Origin of the sequence: Leptolyngbya sp. PL-A3 (assembly GCF_039962325.1) — a bacterium.
In the GTDB taxonomy this organism is placed as follows: domain Bacteria; phylum Cyanobacteriota; class Cyanobacteriia; order Elainellales; family Elainellaceae; genus Vacuolonema.
On record NZ_JAMPLB010000001.1, the window covers coordinates 49,090 to 68,024 of the forward strand.

10 protein-coding genes are annotated in these 18,935 nt (G+C 51.4%); 1 reads left to right on the forward strand and 9 read right to left on the reverse strand.

The features are described from left to right. Positions 1 to 424: 424 nt before the first annotated feature. Together NDI52_RS00205 and NDI52_RS00210 are read right to left on the reverse strand one after the other, a co-directional pair. Positions 425 to 1,621 carry a glycoside hydrolase family 10 protein gene (locus NDI52_RS00205; protein WP_190771326.1) on the reverse strand — a complete coding sequence of 399 codons (1,197 nt, stop codon included), beginning with the start codon at positions 1,619 to 1,621 and terminating at the stop codon, positions 425 to 427. 680 nt (positions 1,622 to 2,301) lie between these two features. Beyond that, positions 2,302 to 8,406: a hypothetical protein gene (locus NDI52_RS00210; RefSeq protein WP_190771327.1), complete on the reverse strand. Its 6,105-nt coding sequence runs from the start codon at positions 8,404 to 8,406 to the stop codon at positions 2,302 to 2,304. A gap of 1,091 nt (positions 8,407 to 9,497) precedes the next feature. On the opposite strand from NDI52_RS00210, the gene recJ reads away from it, so the two are divergent. Beyond that, entirely contained in the window at positions 9,498 to 11,843 is a 2,346-nt protein-coding gene (gene recJ, locus NDI52_RS00215; RefSeq protein WP_190771328.1) for a single-stranded-DNA-specific exonuclease RecJ, read from the forward strand. Between the two features lie 287 nt (positions 11,844 to 12,130). Here the strand turns inward: recJ and NDI52_RS00220 are convergent, their stop codons facing one another. From NDI52_RS00220 to NDI52_RS00250, 7 genes are all read right to left on the reverse strand, one after another. After that, on the reverse strand, positions 12,131 to 12,343 hold the full coding sequence (locus tag NDI52_RS00220; RefSeq protein WP_190771329.1) for a glycogen debranching protein: 213 nt from the start codon (positions 12,341 to 12,343) through the stop codon (positions 12,131 to 12,133). 759 nt (positions 12,344 to 13,102) lie between these two features. Further along, positions 13,103 to 13,618, reverse strand: a complete 516-nt coding sequence (locus NDI52_RS00225) for a GNAT family N-acetyltransferase (RefSeq protein WP_190771330.1) — start codon at positions 13,616 to 13,618, stop codon at positions 13,103 to 13,105. Between the two features lie 60 nt (positions 13,619 to 13,678). Next, the gene (locus NDI52_RS00230; protein WP_190771331.1) at positions 13,679 to 13,990 is read right to left on the reverse strand and encodes a hypothetical protein; all 312 of its coding nucleotides are present in this window, start codon (positions 13,988 to 13,990) and stop codon (positions 13,679 to 13,681) included. Positions 13,991 to 14,657: 667 nt separating this feature from the next. After that, positions 14,658 to 14,978 carry a hypothetical protein gene (locus NDI52_RS00235; protein WP_190771332.1) on the reverse strand — a complete coding sequence of 107 codons (321 nt, stop codon included), beginning with the start codon at positions 14,976 to 14,978 and terminating at the stop codon, positions 14,658 to 14,660. Between the two features lie 7 nt (positions 14,979 to 14,985). After that, positions 14,986 to 16,536 (reverse strand): AAA family ATPase, encoded by a 1,551-nt coding sequence (locus tag NDI52_RS00240; RefSeq protein ID WP_190771333.1) that lies wholly within the window; start codon positions 16,534 to 16,536, stop codon positions 14,986 to 14,988. A gap of 172 nt (positions 16,537 to 16,708) precedes the next feature. Then, positions 16,709 to 17,290: a 50S ribosomal protein L25/general stress protein Ctc gene (locus NDI52_RS00245; RefSeq protein ID WP_190771334.1), complete on the reverse strand. Its 582-nt coding sequence runs from the start codon at positions 17,288 to 17,290 to the stop codon at positions 16,709 to 16,711. A gap of 176 nt (positions 17,291 to 17,466) precedes the next feature. Next, entirely contained in the window at positions 17,467 to 18,798 is a 1,332-nt protein-coding gene (locus NDI52_RS00250; protein WP_190771335.1) for an adenylosuccinate synthase, read from the reverse strand. Between the last annotated feature and the right edge of the window lie 137 nt (positions 18,799 to 18,935).

An 18,935-nucleotide genomic window follows, 5' to 3' on the forward strand; every position in this document is an offset into this window, starting at 1 on the left:
GATCGCAAGAACCCGCCGATGATCCCAGTTTCCGCAACGACCGTCTCAGAGAACCCAACCTTCCATTTTATTGAACAAACCACACATCTTACGAGGGTGCGATCGGCTCAGGTCGGTAGCCTTGAAACGAAACGAACTGGCAAGAACGTAGCCATTCAGAAATCACAACGTATTCCCAAACTACGCCCACCGTATTTATACTTTCCTATTTCGGTACCGATTGTCAAATTTCTTTGCAAGTTTCAATCGTTGGGGGGAAGTTATTTTGAGCCTCTCCACTTTTCATGTGCCTCAGGGTACATCCTAACTTTTGCAAATGTGGAAAGCCATTTTTGTAAGTGAAGCGGGCGAAGTTCGCCTCACTGAACAAAAGTGGGATGCACCCTGTACTTCGCGCAGGTAAATTAAGAGGCTCAAGAAATAATCAAACTGAATCATCCCAACCCAGATCGGGAGGCTCAGGACGACGGGCCGGAGTTGGGAATAGGCCGAGAAACAAGCTATCGCGATTGCCCAACGTTTCATAAAAGAAGAATGCAACCCCGGCATAGCGATGATCGCGTACGGCTTCTACCTGTTCGCTAATCAACTCCATATCGGTAATGTCGCCGCGCAGCCCTGTGAGAATTCCAACGCTAACCGGCAAAAATTCTCGGGCTACCTGCACATCTGCGCGCTCAATTTCAAAAATGAACCGCTCCATATCGCGCCGATAAATTTGCACAATCAACTCATCCACCAGGCCCCGGCGCTCCCAGGTGCCCCAATCTTGTAAATACTGTTCAAATGCAAATTCTCGGGGATTAGGGGATAGAGAGATAATGCAATTGGGTTTGATGGCCCGCACTTCGTTAACCACCCGACGCATCAAACGAGTAATTTGATTGGCTCGCCAGCGCACCCACTCTGGATCTGTCGGATCTTCTGGTGGCTCCGTTCCTGTTTCGGTTCGGTAACGGGCTACGGTCAACTCATCGTAACCAAACTCGACCGGTAAGCCAAAATGGTCATCCAGTTGAATGCCGTCGATGTCGTAGCGTTCGACTGCTTCTGTTAACAGCCCCACCATAAAATTCTGCACTTCAGGATGCAGCGGATTGAGCCATACCCGAGGAATGCGGCCTCCTTCCAGCCAGATGCGATCGCCATCTTGCTTGGTACTCAACCAATCAGGATGCTGCTTTGCTAGCTCTGATTCGGCTGGAGCCATCAACCCAAATTCGTACCAGGGAATCACGGCCATTCCATGGCGGTGGCCCTCGACAATCATTTCACCCAGCATATCCCGCCCCTCAAAACCGGGGTAGGGATCTTGCTCAACCCCAAACGTTGCTTTCGCAAGCGGACTGGGGTAGAGCGTGTAACCGCCATTCCAGACGGTGGGATAAAGGGTATTGAAGTTGAGGCGATGCAATCGTTGCAATCCCTCCACGAGGTTGCGGCTGGAAAACAAGACTTCACTATCGATATTGGTTAGCCAAATACCGCGCAGCTCGGCGGGCATTGGATCGGCAGCGATCGCCATGAGTGGGAAACGCAGTAGAAGCGCAACGGCCCAGCCCAGGGTGAACAGGGCGATCGCGGTAGAACGTTTATTTAGTAGAGGTTTCAGGGGGGACATGAGTAGAATCCGGCGCACCCAGGTGTAGGAGTTCCAGTGCAGTCACAAACCGAGCTCTATCGGGAAAAGCCGACAGAATTTGCGGCAATGTCTCAACGGGAGTCATCTGGTCGCCGCCCCTCATCATGCAACAAAATGATCTCTCCTGAGCGAGCTTGCTGCAAGACTTTATTGATAGTCACAGCAATTCTCAGTATGGAATTAGGCCCGAAAACCGCTTGCCGAAGGCAAGCGGTTTTCGGGTTTCAAAGCCAAGATTGCGCGCCCGTCGGGCGCGCAATCTTGGCTTTGAAGCTCATAATGATAACTGCTGTGATAGTCATGCTCGAACCGACCTCATGGTAAGAGTTTGGAGGCGATCGCGCTTCTATCCAAATATCTCTTGTATGGAGTGTGTGCGCCGTACACACTCCATACAAGAGATATGCACCAGGTACAAACCTTAAGCACTCTGTTAGACAGGTTATTGTTTGAAAAGCTTGACGGAGCGAGGCTTTTCAAACAATAACCTGTCTGATTCAGGGCGTTTTCGAGTGTCCCATGGTGTGTTGCACTCGGAAACGTCCTCAGATTTGAAAATACTAAAAATACAGAGAGTGGAAGTTTTGCTTCCACTCTCTAAAGTGTGACAGAGAGTGGAAGCAAAACTTCCACTCCCCAAAACGGTGTAACGAGAACGATTAGCCAATCACAAAGTTTTCACTGCTAATCTGCCCGACTCGAACGTTTTCCAACGTGGCCAGAATGGTAAACGTGTTACCTGCGCCCGACCCATTGGAATCAACTCGCACCTGGGTTGAATTGCCGACTCCAATCAGTCGTACAAACTGATTAAATTTGGCAAAAGATGTGTCGCCGTTATACTCGTCTCCCCGGAAGATCCCTGCCAGATTAATCACATCCTGATTGGCCTGGAAGTTACGGATGGTATCGCCCCCTTCAGCTAACGAGCTATAGGTGTACACATCCTCGCCGCCACCGCCGGTCAGAGTGTCACGGCCCAGACCGCCTACAAGTGCGTCGTCACCATTGCCACCATTAATCAAGTCGTTACCGGCTTCCCCGAAAATCCGATCATCACCGACTCCACCATCCAGGGAGTCATTGGCACCACCCCCCAGAAGGCGATCGTTGCCACCGCCTCCTGTAACAACATCGGTGCCTGCATCTCCATCAAGAATGTCGTTGCCATTCAATCCAGAAATGTTGTCGTTGCCACCGTTGCCAGCAATCGTGTCATTGCGTCTTGTGCCTCGGAGTGTGTTGTTGCCATTGTTACCGCTCCGACTTACTCCAGGGTCACCACCCGAGAAATCGATGGGTCGGGGTGCCCGAGCAGTCGTGCCCCGTATCCAGGAAACAGAGGCATCTGCGGCCAGAGGGCTACCGGAGGTGTCTGTAATGCCAGAGTTGGCAGCGACCAGCCGCAACTGATAGTCGCCAGCGGGAGCCGTCAAGTCTGCTAGACCCGTGATGGTGTAGCTTGTCTGCTCGGCGTTAGGGGTAATGGTAACTCCTGTTAACTCCACAGGTTGATTATCGCGAGTCAGCTGGAGGTCCTCTACATCAAAGCCGCTAACTGCTTCCCCAAACGTGAGAGTGACTGAAGCTGTGGCTGGGGTCTGACGGCTATCTTGTACTGCAGGAGTAATGGCTGTAAATGCAACAGATGTTTCTATTCCATCTACCAGCACTCCGGTCGTTGATCCAACTCCAACCAGTGTCAGAACTGCATCACTGCTCGCAGAATTTTGAATGGTTGCGCCTCCAAGGCTAATGCCAGAGCCTAGCGTAATTCCATCGGTGTCGGTATCACCCTCCGCGACGGTGTAGCGGAAGATCAAAGTGTTAGTGCCGCTACCCTCTGCATAGGCCGCGTTTACACTCGCGCCATTACCCAGGGTGATCGGTATGGCGGGTGTGCCACCTGTAACCGTAACAGGTTCGCTAAAGGTTACCGAGAATTCCAAAACCTCTCCAACACCATAGGTATCGGCGTTGGGAACCTGTACCGCCGTCACACCTGGAGGGGTTCCATCCACCAAAACACCGCTGGTGTCAGGCAGTGTATCCAACGTGAGGGTTGTGTCATTTCCAACAGCATCACGAATAGTTGCACCGTTGAGGTTCAGGGCCGAACTAATTTCAATCCCATCCGCATCTTCATTTCCATCCGCAACGGTGTACTCGAAGAGTAATGTGTTGGTGCCACTGCCAGAAACATAGGTGGCATCAACGGTGTTGCTACCAACGGTCAAAGGCAAGTTGGGAACTCCTCCGGTCGTGTCAATGGTTACGGGTTCGGAGAAGGTGAGACCGAACTGGAGGTTTTGTCCAATGCCGTAGGTGCCGTTTTGGGGAGGGGCGATCGCTGTAATCTCTGGTGCCACCGTATCCACCAGCACACCTGTCGTCTCCCCAATGCCAGCTAGCGTTAGCGTTGCAGTATTGTTAGCCGCATCCGTAATGGTGGCATCCCCTTCTAACTGGAGGTCGGTGCCTACTTCAATCCCATCGGTATCCACATCCCCTTCTGCTACGGTGTAACGGAAGGTATAGGTATTGGGCTCAGTGCCAGGCCCTTGTAGCTCGGCAACCACGGGTTCCCCAGTACCTATCGTAATCGGTAGACCAATTGAGCCCGTTCCAGCATTCAACGAGATAGGTTCGCTAAAAGTCACAGTAAAGTCGAGGGTCTGACCGACGCCATAATTACCCGCAGCGGGTACGGAAACCGCTGTAATGGTTGGTGCAACGGTATCTACCAGCACACCTGTGGTATCGCCTACGTCAGCCAGTGTCAGTGTTGCGCTATTGTTGGCCGCATCCGTAATGGTGGCGCCTCCCTCCAATGCCAGATCGGTGCCGACTTCAATGCCATCACTATCCACATCGCCTTCCGCCACCGTGTAGCGGAACAGATAGGTATTAGGCTCAGTACCAGCGCCCTGTAGCTCAGCAAAAACAGGGGTGTCACTTCCCACATTAATAGGCAGGCGAACTGAACCGTCCCCGAGCGTTAGAGTGATGGGTTCGCTAAAGGTGACGACAAAGTCGAGATTGTCTCCCACACCATAAGTACCAGCGGTTGGGCCACTCACGGATGTAATCGTGGGCGCAACCGTGTCTATTAGCACTCCAGTTGTATCACTAACCCCAGCCAGCGTTAGCGTTGCGCTGTTGTTGGCGACATCGGTAATAGTGGCACCCCCCTCCAACGCCAAATCTGTACCGACTTGAATCCCATCGGTATCCACATCCCCTTCCGCTACGGTGTAACGGAACAGATAGGTATTAGGCTCAGTACCAGCGCTCTGGTACTCCGCAAAGACAGGAGTGTCGCTCCCTAGGTTAATGGGAAGACGAATGGAACCGTCACCGGCCGTTAAAGTGACGGGCTCGCTGAAGGTAACAACAAAGTCAAGCTCCTGGCCTGCTCCGTAGGTGCCCGCAGCAGGCCCAGACACAGCCGTAATTGTAGGTGCTGTTGTATCAATCAAGACGCCTGTAGTATCGCTGACGCCAGCCAATGTCAGTGCTGCACTGTTGTTAGCCACATCCACAACGGTGGCGTCCCCTTCCAATGCCAGATCAGTACCGACTTGAATTCCATCGGTATCCACATCCCCTTCCGCTACGGTATAGCGGAACACATAGGTGTTAGGGTCAGCACCAGCACCTTGCAGCTCGGCAAAAACGGGCTCGCCTTCTCCTACGGTGAGGGGCAAACGGATTGACCCAGTGCCCGGTTCTAGGGTAACGGGCTCGCTGAAGGTGACGACAAAGTCGAGGGTTTGACCAACACCATACGTACCAGCCTCAGGCCCAGACACAGCCGTAATCGTGGGGGCTGTTGTATCGATCAGGACACCAGTCGTGTCACTGACGCCAGCGAGGGTTGGGGTAGCGCTATTGTTTGCAGCATCTACAACGGTGGCATCACCCTGTACTTCCAGATCAGTACCCACTTGAATGCCATCAGTGTCTACGTCTCCTTCCGCGACAACATAGCGGAAGACATAGGTGTTGGGTTCAGTACCAGCGCCCTGTAGCTCGGCAAAGACAGGCTCACCTTCTCCTACGGTGAGGGGCAGACGAATGGTCCCAGAACCAGGGGTGAGGGTAACAGGTTCACTGAAGGTGACGATAAAGTCGAGATTCTGGCCCACGCCATAGGTACCGGCAGTTGGCCCCGTGACAGAGGTAATGGTAGGTGCTGTTGTATCAATCAGGACGCCTGTGGTATCGCTGACTCCAGCCAATGTAAGGATAGCGTTGTTACTGGCAGTATCTGAAACGGTAGCATCCCCTTCAAGTACCAGGTCAGTGCCCACTTGAATCCCATCGGTGTCGACATCCCCTTCTGCTACGGTGTAGCGGAAGACATAGGTGTTGGGCTCTGTGCCAGCGCCCTGTAGCTCGGCAAAGACAGGCTCACCTTCTCCTACAGTAAGGGGCAGACGAATGGTTCCAGAACCAGGGGTGAGGGTAACAGGTTCGCTAAAGGTGACAACGAAGTCGAGGGTTTCACCTACACCATAGGTACCGGCAGTTGGGCCAGTCACTGCTGTAATGGCAGGTGCAATGGTGTCTACTAAAACCCCAGCCGTGTCACTGACACCAGCGAGGGTTGGGGTAGCGCTATTATTTGCAGCATCTACAACGGTGGCATCACCCTGTACTTCCAGATCAGTACCCACTTGAATGCCATCAGTGTCTACATCTCCTTCCGCGACAACATAGCGGAAGACATAGGTGTTGGGTTCAGTACCAGTGCCCTGTAGCTCGGCAAAGACAGATTCACCTTCTCCTACGGTGAGGGGCAGACGAATGGTCCCAGAACCAGGGGTGAGGGTAACAGGTTCACTGAAGGTGACGATAAAGTCGAGATTCTGGCCCACGCCATAGGTACCGGCAGTTGGCCCCGTGACAGAGGTAATGGTAGGTGCTGTTGTATCAATCAGGACGCCTGTGGTATCGCTGACTCCAGCCAATGTAAGGATAGCGTTGTTACTGGCAGCATCTGAAACGGTAGCATCCCCTTCAAGTGCCAGGTCAGTGCCCACTTGAATCCCATCGGTGTCGACATCCCCTTCTGCTACGGTGTAGCGGAAGACATAGGTGTTGGGCTCTGTGCCAGCACCTTGTAGTTCGGCAAAGACAGGCTCACCTTCTCCTACAGTAAGGGGCAGACGAATGGTTCCAGAACCAGGGGTGAGGGTAACAGGTTCGCTGAAGGTGACAACGAAGTCGAGGGTTTCACCTACACCATAGGTACCGGCAGTTGGGCCAGTCACTGCTGTAATGGTGGGTGCTGCGGTATCGATCAGGACGCCGGCTGTATCGCTAACGCCAGCTAGGGCCAGGAGTGCACTATTATTCGCAGCATCCACAATGGTGGAATCCCCTTCCACCACAAGGTCGGTGCCTACCTGAATACCATCCGTATCGACGTCCCCAGCAACTACGGTGTAGCGGAAGACATAGGTGTTGGGTTCTGTGCCGGCACCCTGTAGCTCGGCAAAGACAGGCTCACCTTCTCCTACCGTCAGGGGAAGCCGGATGGCTCCTGTGCCCGGAGTCAACGTGACTGCCTCACTGAAGGTGACGACAAAATCTAGGGTTGCACCGATACCGTAAGTGCCCGCAGCAGGCCCAGTTACAGTGGTAATGGTGGGAGCAATGGTGTCCACTAGAACTCCCGTCGTATCACTGACACCAGCTAGGGTTAAATTTGCGTTATTGTTTGCGGCATCTGCAACGATCGCACTATTCTGCAACGCCAACTCAGTGCCCACCTGAATCCCATCGGTATCGACATCCCCATCAGCGAGGGTGTAACGGAACACATAAGTGTTGGGTTCCGTGCCAGGGCCTTGAAGCTCGGCGAATACAGGCTCACCTGTGCCCAGGGTAAGGGGTAGACGAAGCGCACCTGTTTCGGGGGTCAGAGTGATGGGTTCGCTAAAGGTGACGACAAAATCGAGGTTCTGGCCTGCACCATAAGTGCCCGCAGCAGGCCCGGTTACGGTTGTGATGGTAGGTCGAATGGTGTCAATCAGGATACCCGTGGTATCGCCAACGCCAGTTAGAGTAGGGGTTGCCACCGTATTGTTAGCCGCATCCACAATTTTGGCATCGCCTTGTAACTCAAGGGCTGTACCTAACTGAATACCGTCGGTATCCAAGTCTCCTTCGGCTACGGTGTAGCGGAATTCGTAGCTGTTAGGAATGGAAGCGGCGCCCTGAAGGACTGCATAGACCGGCTCACCGGTACCTAAGGTGAGGGGTAGGCGAATTGACCCGGTTCCCGGTTCGAGTGTGACGGTTTCACTGAAGGTCACAATGAAATTCAAGGCTTCCCCACTGCCATACGTGTCATCGGTGGGTACGGAGACGCCTGTAATGGTAGGGGAAACAGCATCAACGAGAAGACCCGTCGTATCACCAACCCCGACGAGGTTGAGGGTTGCACTCGCGTTGTTGGCGTCAACAATCGTCGCTCCACTCGCTAACTCAAGGGCTGTACCTAACTGAATGCCGTTGCTGTCGAGGTTGCCGTCTACGACGGTGTAGCGGAATTGATGAGTTGTGGAAGATGCGCCTGTTCCTTGCAGAACGGCATAAACAGTACCCCCAGTATCCAGCGTGATGGGAATACGAACTGAATCACTACCGGTTGGGGTAATGGTCACAGCTTCGTCAAAGGTAACGGTGAAGTCCAGATTTTGTTGGAGCCCGTACGTTTGATTGGTAGGAAGGGTGACGCTTGTAATACTGGCCATGGGAAACCTCTACAGGAACAAAAGATTGGCAAAAGCTAGATTTGGAACTGTTGCAATGACCACTCTGACCTGATCTGAGTGAGAATAAAAAAGACGCAGGAACGGGATGAATCAACGAAACAGATACGTTTAGCTGTTGTTCTTCCTGAAAAAAGCCATGCGGATACTCGGGATATGTTACAGAAATCCCGAAGGCGATCGCCGGCCCGGTTTTGCCTATTGCTTGCAGTAACTCAAGGATTGAAAAAGAACCTTAAAGCACTTGGTAAAGGGAACCATAAATGGGCTTTATCAAAACAAAAGACAAAGCAGAAGAATAACCCCCTTTAGATAGACAAACACCCTTTCGAAAGAACTCTTTCTCCCACATCAAATATGGGTTTCGTCTTAAAGAACACAAGAATGTTTTAACCAAAAAACTATTCTTTTGAACCGATTTTTTTTAGACTCATCCCGAATAACTACGGAGATCCCCATCAGAGTCAATAAAAAAAGCTACATGATGAATCAAAGAATGTACCCAATCAGGAAAACCATGTTGCTAAATATTTTTTTACAAAACGACTCACGAAATATTGAGAAGATACGTAAATTCGAATTCCGAAAGTGTTTGCCTTGACTAGGTTTATCAAAAATGCCGGTTTACCAAGCCCAAGGCAGTCGATACAAATCTGCCCGTGCTTTTATCCTCTTGTATGTTCACGTTACGAACTGGTATAAAAAGAGGCTAATTTTGAAGTATTTGAATGGTTAATCTTTTACGGGTTGTTCTTTACGAAAAACCAATCTTTAAATAATATCAACTGAAAGAGTATTGACGCTGATAGAATTTCGTTGCCTAATTTTAGCCTTTTCAGGAAATTTGATGTCAATCTGTTGTTGTGAATACATTGCTATTCTTAGCAACTATTCGAGATGTTGATGTTTTGTACGCTACTTCCTCAAAACATCAATATCGCGAACCTCATTCAGATATTTGTGCTTCCCAGTTCTGAGGATGGAGCGCTACATAACATGGATGGCTGGAGTACGCATGTTCAACTATGGGGTACTTATTGCAAGATAGAACTAGTCGGTCACGTGGAGTCTGAATGCCTGACGTAGCACCATGGCAGCTTCAGCCAAAGGCAGAATTGCCAGAAGCATTTATCAAAGCTGTGGCACAATATATGCCTGATTCATCTGGCATGTGGGCCGCCCAGTTGCTGTGGCAGCGGGGCTTGCAAGATATTGAAACTGTCCGTCGCTTCATTAATCCAGCCCATTACGTTCCTGCGTCGCCATTTGCGTTTGGAGATGAGATGGAGTGGGCGATCGCCCGCCTTCAAAAAGCTCGTGAACAGGGAGAGGCGATTGCCATCTGGGGCGACTTTGATGCCGACGGCGTAACCGCCACTTCTGTTCTTTGGGAAGGGTTGGGGCAATTCTTCTCGCAGGAAGAAAAACTTGTCTATACCATCCCCAATCGCTTTACAGAATCCCACGGGTTGTCGATAGCAGGTATTGAGCGACTGGTTGCTCAAGGTTTTCGCGTGATTGTCACCTGTGATACGGGCAGCACCAATCTTCGGGAAATTGAACATGCCCGTGAGCTGGGCATCGACATCATTGTGACGGATCATCATACGCTGTCAGAAACTCGGCCTCCGGTCGTGGCGCTGATTAATCCGCGATCGCTCCCTCCAGACCATCCCTTCGCCACCTTATCGGGGGTAGCTGTAGCCTACAAGCTCGTCGAGGCTCTTTATGAGACGCTACCTCAAGTTCCTACCCAGCCTTTAGAGGATCTATTAGATCTGGTGGCGATCGGGTTAATTGCTGACCTGGTGGAGTTGAAGGGAGATTGCCGCTATCTAGCCCAACGGGGCATTCAACAATTGCGGAAGAACCGGGATGCCGTTCCACCCCGTCCTGGTGTGGCGAAACTATTAGAACTGTGTCAGGCCAGTGGCGATCGCCCCACTGATATTTCATTTGGCATCGGCCCCCGCATCAACGCTATCAGCCGCATTCATGGCGATGCTCGATTCGGAGTAGAACTGCTAACCAGCCGCGACCCCATCCGCTGCCAAACCCTGGCAGAAGAAACGGAGATGGCGAATACCCGTCGCAAAGCCTTGCAGCGAGATGTGGTGACCCAGGTGAAAACCCAACTGGCTCAACAGGATCTATCGACTACCGCAGCTATTGTTCTGGCCGACCCTCAGTGGTCACCCGGTGTGCTTGGCCTTGTCGCCAGCCAGATTGCTCAGGAGTATGGCCGACCGACAATTCTACTCAATACGGAGACAGGGACTGCCCGAGGCTCTGCCCGTTCTGTTAACAACATTGATCTCTATCGCCTGGTCAAACAGCAAGAGCATCTCCTTCAAAGTTTTGGCGGCCATCCCTTTGCTGCCGGGATGAGCCTACCCGTCGAAAATCTGCCGCTGTTCGCTGAGGCCATCAACCGACAACTACGTCAGGAGCAGTTTGCCATAGGGTTCCCGCTAGGAGCTACGCTAGAAGCCGACTTAGACGTAACGGTTGCGGATTTAGGGAAATCCCTCTTCCGGGAACTGAGTGTTCTAGAACCTTATGGTTTGGGGAATCCAACCCCTCGCCTGCTGCTGCGTAATTGCTGGTTCGAGCGGGTATGGAATCGTAACATTCAGGATTTCCGTAACCGAGCCGTGCGTTACATTCGAACGGTTTTTGAAATTCGCGATGATACGGGAAGCCGATTCGATGGAGTTTGGTGGGGCCATTATAAGGATGAAATTCCGTCGGGGCGTTGTGATGCGATCGCCGAACTCGACTACAACGCCAGCAAGAACCAGTTTGAAATCCGCCTGATTGCTGTGCGCTCCTGTTCAGATTCTCCCGAAGCGCTAGCCGTAACCCCACGGGTCAATTGGATCCTAGACTGGCGCACGCAAAAGCCAGAAGCATTCTCCGATGACGGGCCAGTCTTGAAAATGACCCAATGCCCTAGCCGTTGGGATGAGCTGAATGTCTGGTTCCGTAGAGCAACTCAAGAGGGAACCCAGTTAGCTCTGGCCTATCCTCATCCAACAGAGCGGCCATCTATTGATGTATGGCAAGATCTCGTTGGCATTGCCAAATACTTGAGCCGTACTGGACACACCGTTCGACGCAGCCAAATTCTTGACAAGTTGGGGATTGGCGATCGCCCTCTCCAACTTGGTTTTTATGCCCTGAAACCGCTAGGATTTGTGGTGACAGCCAATGACAATCAGTTGGGAATACAGCAGGCGGCTCCTGTTGAAACGGCACCGAGCATGTCTCCTGAACCCTCTCTAGATACAGAGGCAACTCAATGTATCAGCCGATTTCTAGAAGCCGTTCAAGAAGAACAGTTCCGCCGGCGCTTTTTCTACACCGTCCCTCTTGAAACTCTCCAGGCCATGGCAGCCAGGGTGAAGTTAGACACGTGAGCTAGAACATCCAGATCGAGTGGGAGCAGTTATCTCAGTTCTGGATGTCCTAGCTCACGTGATACTAGTAGACTGCGGCCTAAGTTTGCAACCCATGTTTTTGTGTAGGGTGCGAAGCACCCTACACAAAAACATGGGTGATGGATTTCCGCCTCAGCGTACTAGCAATACCAATTCAATATGAAGATGCGCCTAATATTGTACGTTCCGCTTAGGCAGGACATAGAATATTAGGCGCATCTTCGTTGTCTGCCACCCATCAAAAAACTGCGTAAGTCTTTGAATAATTAATCCAGTTTGAGAGAGTTAACGGGGACATCATCCCAATCTTCAACGGTACGTAGGCGGGCGATCCACCCCATTGCCTTCTGCTCGTCCGTCAGATTCGTTTCAAACGAGTCGTGACATGCTTCGGCCTGTTCCTGGTTGCAGCAGGCAATGCAGGTGTAAATCAACCCGGATGGGTCGATTTGTTCATTTACCCAAATGGTTTTTGCCATAGGTCACAATCCAATCCGATGTTGTACGCTATGTGGAACTCCAGGGGGTGAGGCTAAGACCCAACTCACCAGAGCCTTCTATTAAAAGTTTAGGACGGCTTTTGAGTGGGCGATCGCTTTCTTACAAGAACGTAAGCTTTTTATAAGGTGAAAGGCTCATGATGTAATGGATTCAAGGATGCCTTTAGTTGCATGTTGAGGCTGCTTTTAAAAAGAGCGATTCATGTTGTGGGATGTCCGTTCTGCAAGTCTTTCATGAAGTCAGGTGTTGCTGAATGGAGCGATGCGATGGAATGGAAACTGCGGTTCTACACCCATCGCATCGCTCCATTCAGCAACGGATAGAATCAACTGTTTTATCATTAACGAAGTTGGTTACGCACATCTTGCATCTTTGCTGAAACTCAACCCCCGAAACCGTATTTCCCGTTGCGAAGTGACGAAAAAATAAGGGTTCTAGAATTTGCTGCAAGAGCTAAATATCACAACCCTCCTGATATCGCCTTACGCACTTTGGTTCGGACAGATTATTTTAGAAAAGCTGCGCTGAGCGTGGCTTCTCTAAAATAACCTCAGTTCGGGATAAGCTGAAGTGCTCATTTTGGCGTGCGCAAAGCGCACGCCAAAATGAGTGTTTTCGAGTGCCGCGCAACGCGCGGTACTCGAAAACACCCTTAACCCGAACTCAGGTTAAAATAATCTTCCTGGTTCCGGATAGAAGCACATATACTCCACAAAACTGTGTAAGTCCTGTAGCTCCTAGGCCGGGCTAGATTCTGCCTGAGATGCCAGAGTGGCGATCGCATCTCCCGTTACCCGGCAAATGCGCCAGTCGGGCAATACGGTAGCTCCCATCCGCTCATAGAAGGCGATCGCGGGCGCATTCCAGTCCAATACGCTCCATTCCAGACGCCCGTAACCCCGCTCCTGAACAAGGCCAGCTAAGTGGCTGAGCAAAGCTTTTCCAATCCCCAACCCCCGATACTCGGACTTTACATAAAGATCCTCAAGGTACAAGCCAGGCTTTGTGAGAAAGGTTGAGTAATTAGTAAAAAATAAAGCAAATCCAGCGGGTTGATGATTCCATTCCGCCACAATCGCTTCGACAACTGAAGGATTTCCACTCAAATGTTGAGCTAAGTCGGCAGCGCTGCCTGTCACCTGATGGCGCAGTTTTTCATAGTCGGCCAGTTCGCCAATCAAGGCAAAAATTAAATCGGCATCAGCCGCCGTCGCCGAGCGCAGCGTTAGCCCAGTTGAAGAGGTATCGGCCATGACATCCAGAACGCAGAGATTATTCCACTGCCTCTGATGCTACCGCGAGTTCAGCGTTTCTTATAAAGCCTGTAGCTCGCTAGCTGCTGAGAAAGATACTGGTAGCACAGGCTTAGCAACTTCCGTGCCAACCTGCATCGCTCTTAAATCTGTCCAAATCCGATAGTGATGCTCGGTTCTTGTAATGATGCATGTTAGCTTCTGTCGTCGTAGATCCAGGCAGATCTCCCTTACCCGCTCTAAATTCCCAGCGTTAAGGGTTTCCACCAAATGATACAGCCGATTTTGATAGCTCACTCCCTTACAGAGATTGCCATCTAAATAGAAACAGAAGGGTTTTACAGAGGTCTCATTAAGAACGATCGGCGACATGGTAGATGCTCAAGCTAGACGTTTCAGGAATAGGCGACCTACCGAACCATCACAGGAAAACTTACTTATTCTTGTAAAACGATATTTTACAAAGAACATCCGTGATTTCCCCAGGAATTTTGAAGGATTCACAAATTCTTCTCATCCTGGTTCCGGAAAATATCTCGCGGGGAGGTTGCTTGTTATTCCTACTATGACACCAAGGTGGAAATGAACCTAAGTTTAGTGGCGATGCTTTGCACTACCTTCAAACTTATTACTTCGGCAATATAAAGAGAGTGATGGTTTGCTGCACCCCCGCAACAAAGCCTCAGTCTCTTTGTACTACGTTACACGCTTAGAACCAGGCAGTTTATTTTTGAAAAGCTGGGCGGAGCCCAGCTTTTCAAAAATAAACTGCCCTAACTAGATGATGTAACGCTATATCACCGGGTTGGTGAGTTCATCTTGCCATTTACTATTCAGCGGTTTAAGTTTGCCTATGTTTGATCGTACGGAGTGCAGAGTGCTCTACACTACCAAACATAGGCCAGTTTCCGCTATGCCTAATAGTATCCCATCATAGGATTTTAACAGGTCATTAATTTTGAGAGGTAGGATGTGCGGGCCAAGCTCACCCCATCCTATCTCTCAGAATTGGTGTCGTGAAGTATTAGTACCAGGAGTACTATCGACGAGGCTTAGAGGAACGGTCGATCCGCCGACCCCAACGCCCAAATATAGAATTTCCTACCTGGTTTCGCTCCTCAACTCGTCTGCGAAGCGTAAATCGGCCCCGCTCGGAGGAACCCTCTCCAGTTTTGTCTATAGGCTTTGCCATAGGTGGGGGCGTTTTGAGGTTTAAGTTCGCTGCAATCACGCCCCCCGCAAAACTGCCAATTAGAGCCCAGAGGATGGCCAGCACTGCCGGATAGCCCAGGAAAAAAAAGGTGAGTAATAGAATGAGCCAGAGCTTAAGGCCAGTGCCAATACCGTTTCTGTCTACCATGGCGAGGTCATGCGCTTTGAATTTGCTGCACGATTGGGTCTAGTTGGGGTGTAATGTCTTGGGTGCTCTCCAGCGTTGTCACGTAGGATTGCTCGCTGTCGAGAAATGACTCGAAATATTGCTGAGCCAGTACTTCTACGGTGGCATCAGCAATATCATCCGTGCGTTTTTGCAGGCGATCGCTCAACACCTCTAACGGAGCCGTGCAATGTAGCAGCGTCAGGGGAAGCTGATGGTTTTTTGCTTGAATGATTGCTTCCTGCCGCACCTCTTGTCGATCATACTTGGCATCCAGAATCACTGTGTACCCCTCTGAAGCCAGAGCCACACCCAGATCTAGCAACCGCTGATAAGTCTTTTGGGTCATTTCAGGGGTGTACAGGCTGGCATCGCCTCGTTCCTGCAAGGCAACTCCACCTAAGTGCTTACGAACTGCATCCGAACGAATGTGAATGGCCCCGGTGCGGGCTGCTAAAGCGCGAGCTGTTGTGCTTTTACCAGAACCCGACAATCCCGACATCAGAACCAGTTGTCCTTTGCGCGGTTGGGTATATTCCCACGCCAATCGGTAGTACTGAGCAGCTGTATCACTGGCGGCCTGCTTCTCAGCGGCGGATGCTCCTGCGTCATTGAGCAGGAAAGAGATAACCTTCGCACGCACGTAGGTTTGCCGATTGACGTAGATTGGCAGCACTTGTAACCCTTCCCAATCCCCCGTTTCCTCGAAGTAAGTATTAAGGAACAGAGCTCGTAGGTCAGGGCGCTGACGGATATCCAGATCCATCACAATGTAGGCTACGTCGTACATGACGTCCACGAAGCGGAACGGCTCGTTGAACTCGATGCAGTCAAACAACCAGAGTTCGTTATTCCAGGACGCGATGTTTCGCAGGTGCAGATCCCCGTGGCACTCGCGGATTTTATCCTGCTGTACTCGCTGTTCGAAGAGGGATGTGCGATCGCCAAAAAAACGATCGGTATAGGCCTGGGTTTCATCAAACTGCTGCTGAGTTTGAGGTCCGCCGATGAACCCCACAGTCTGCTCATAGTTCTCATCAAAGGCTTGGCGGATTTGCCCAACGGCACCGAACCCTCGAATGTAATCGTTAGTAGGCGTCGTTTTGTGGAATGCCGCGACTTTGACGGCCAGCTGTTGAATTAATGCTTCCGTCAATTCGCCCCGGTCATATAGGCTGCTTAACAAGGCATCCTGCGGGAACTGCCGCATCTTGACTGTGTACTCGACAGCGTTCCCTTCATCCCCGAGCTGATACTCGCTATCTACCTGGCTGATGGGCAGTACCTCCAGATACAGTGCTGCCGCTCCTCGTTGGTTGAGCCGCAGCTCTTCCTGGCAGAAGTGTTGCCGCTTCTCCAAGGTAGAAAAGTCCAAAAAGCCAAAGTTGACTGGTTTTTTGACCTTGTAGACATAATCGCCCGTCAATAGAACATAAGAAACGTGTGTTTGAATTAGCTCGACGGGAACTGTCACCGGGTGGGGGTAAAACTCCGGTTTTTGCATGGCTTGAATCAAGGGGGGCAGGCTGGCTTCGGTCATAGGGATAGGTTGTAGAAGGATAGGCGGACATAAAACTAAGGAGGGGGCGATCGCCCCCTCCCAGTGTCTCAAATGTTGCTAAAAAACAGTTGAGTATGGTCAAGTTTTTCAAGGGGGTTCCATAGAAACCCCTGGCTTATCAGGACGTAAGTGCTACGTCCCCGTTCAAGCCTTATTCAGCAGCGGCACCCGCATCCGGACGGCCCTGCAGTACCGAAACGATAATGGTTTCGGGATCCAGTTGGGTTTGAACCCCTTCCGGCAGGTTCAGGGCACCCACATTAATCGCGTCCCCTACGGCCATGTTGGTTACGTCTACTTCAATGAAGTCAGGCATGCGATCGGGCTGACCTTGTACAGGTAGTTCGTTGATCACGGTGTCTAGCATACCGCCGTAGCTCTTCACACCTTCAGATATGCCAACGAAGTGGATTGGTAGCTTAATATCAATGCTACCGTGAGCCGCAAAGGAGAAAAAGCTGAGGTGGTACAACGAACCCTTAGAGGGGTGGGTCTGTACTTCGCGCAGCAGGGTCTTGCCGCTCCAAGAGATTTCGGGAACGTTGACGGTGATCACCGTGTTGTTGATCACTGCTTTCTTCATCAGACGCTCTGCTTCGCGGCCTTCAACCACCAGGGCTACAGACTCGGTGCCATTATGGCCATAGAGCACAGCCGGGATCTGTCCACCACGACGGATGGCGTTCGGCTTGGCATTCTCAGGCCGGGTTTTACATTCAAGGGTCAGTTCCATAACTCATTTCACCTTAACTACGAAAAATTGACACGCAAAGCCGTTGCACGAAACGCACAAACCTTTATTATCTCGCCTCTACTCCAATTTGGGGGAACCAAATTCAGACCTATGATCTGGCTAATTTTCGCGGGGAGCTTCGACCCCACGAAAATTAATAGAGGCAAAACAAGCCATTAAGCTCCCGCCACTTCCTGGGTATAGAGCAAGGCCCGCTTAGGGCCATGGATGGGATCTTCCACAATAATGGTCTGATCCCGGCTGGCTCCCAGAGAGACGATCGCAATCGGCACATCCATCAATTCTGCCAGGAACTTGAGATAATCCAACGCTTGTTTTGGCAGATCATCCAGGGTGCGGCAGTCGGCGGTGGATTGCTTCCAACCCGGCACGGTCTTGTAGATGGGACGGCATCGAGCAAACACCCGCGCACTGGTAGGGAATGCCTCAATCCGCTGGCCGTCGATGTCGTAGGCTACGCAGACTTTGATCTCGTCCATTTCATCCAGCACATCTAGCTTGGTGATGGCCAGGCAGTCGAGACCGTTGATGCGTACGGCATAACGTCCGATCACGGCATCAAACCAACCGCAGCGCCGTTTGCGCCCAGTGGTAGTGCCGAACTCAGCGCCGCGATCGCACAGCTCGTTGCCCAGATCCCCATCCAACTCCGTTGGGAAGGGCCCTTCTCCCACGCGAGTCGTATAGGCTTTTGCCACGCCAATGACCCGATCGATAATCGTTGGGCCAACCCCTGCACCGACACAGGCTCCCCCCGCAACCGGGTTAGAGGATGTAACGTAGGGATAGGTGCCATGATCGAGATCGAGCAATGTACCTTGCGCGCCTTCGAACAAAATGTTCCGGCGCTTCTGGACGGCCTCAGCAATTCGCAGCGAACTGTCCACTACATGGGGACGTAGCCGCTCGGCATAGCCCAAGTACTCTTCGATAATGCCCGCTGGCTCCAGCGGAGGCAGATCGTAGAGTTTTTCCAAAACTGCGTTCTTATGCATGATGGCCCAATGGAGCTGCTTCCTCAGCCCGTCGGGGTCCATCAAGTCGATGATTCGGATGCCAGTACGCTCCGATTTGTCCGCATAGGTGGGGCCAATGCCGCGCCCCGTGGTACCGATCTTGTGATCGCCACGGCGCTCTTCCGACGCCTTATCAATGAGGCGATGGTAGGGCATGGTCACATGAGCTGTCTCGGAAATCAAAAGATTGTCGGTCGAGATGCCCAATGCGTGAAGTTGATCCAGTTCACCGAGCAAAACCTGGGGGTCAATGACGGTGCCGGAACCGATGATGCACTCTGTGTTGGGGTACAGAATGCCAGAGGGGATGAGATGGAGTTTGAAGGTTTGCCCCTGTACGACAACGGTATGGCCGGCGTTAACGCCCCCTTGGTAGCGAACCACCATATCGGCCGACTTACTAAGTAAATCGGTGATCTTGCCTTTCCCTTCATCGCCCCATTGGGCACCAATGACTACAACGTTTGCCAAGACTCTAAAGTTGCTAAAATTTATCGAAATATCCGCAAACTCCCATTATCAGCAGCTGGTGTCACAGCTGTCAATGATGAGTTGCTGATTGCCCCATAAGCCAGATTATTTTTCCTGGCTTGGCTCTCAGGTTGGTT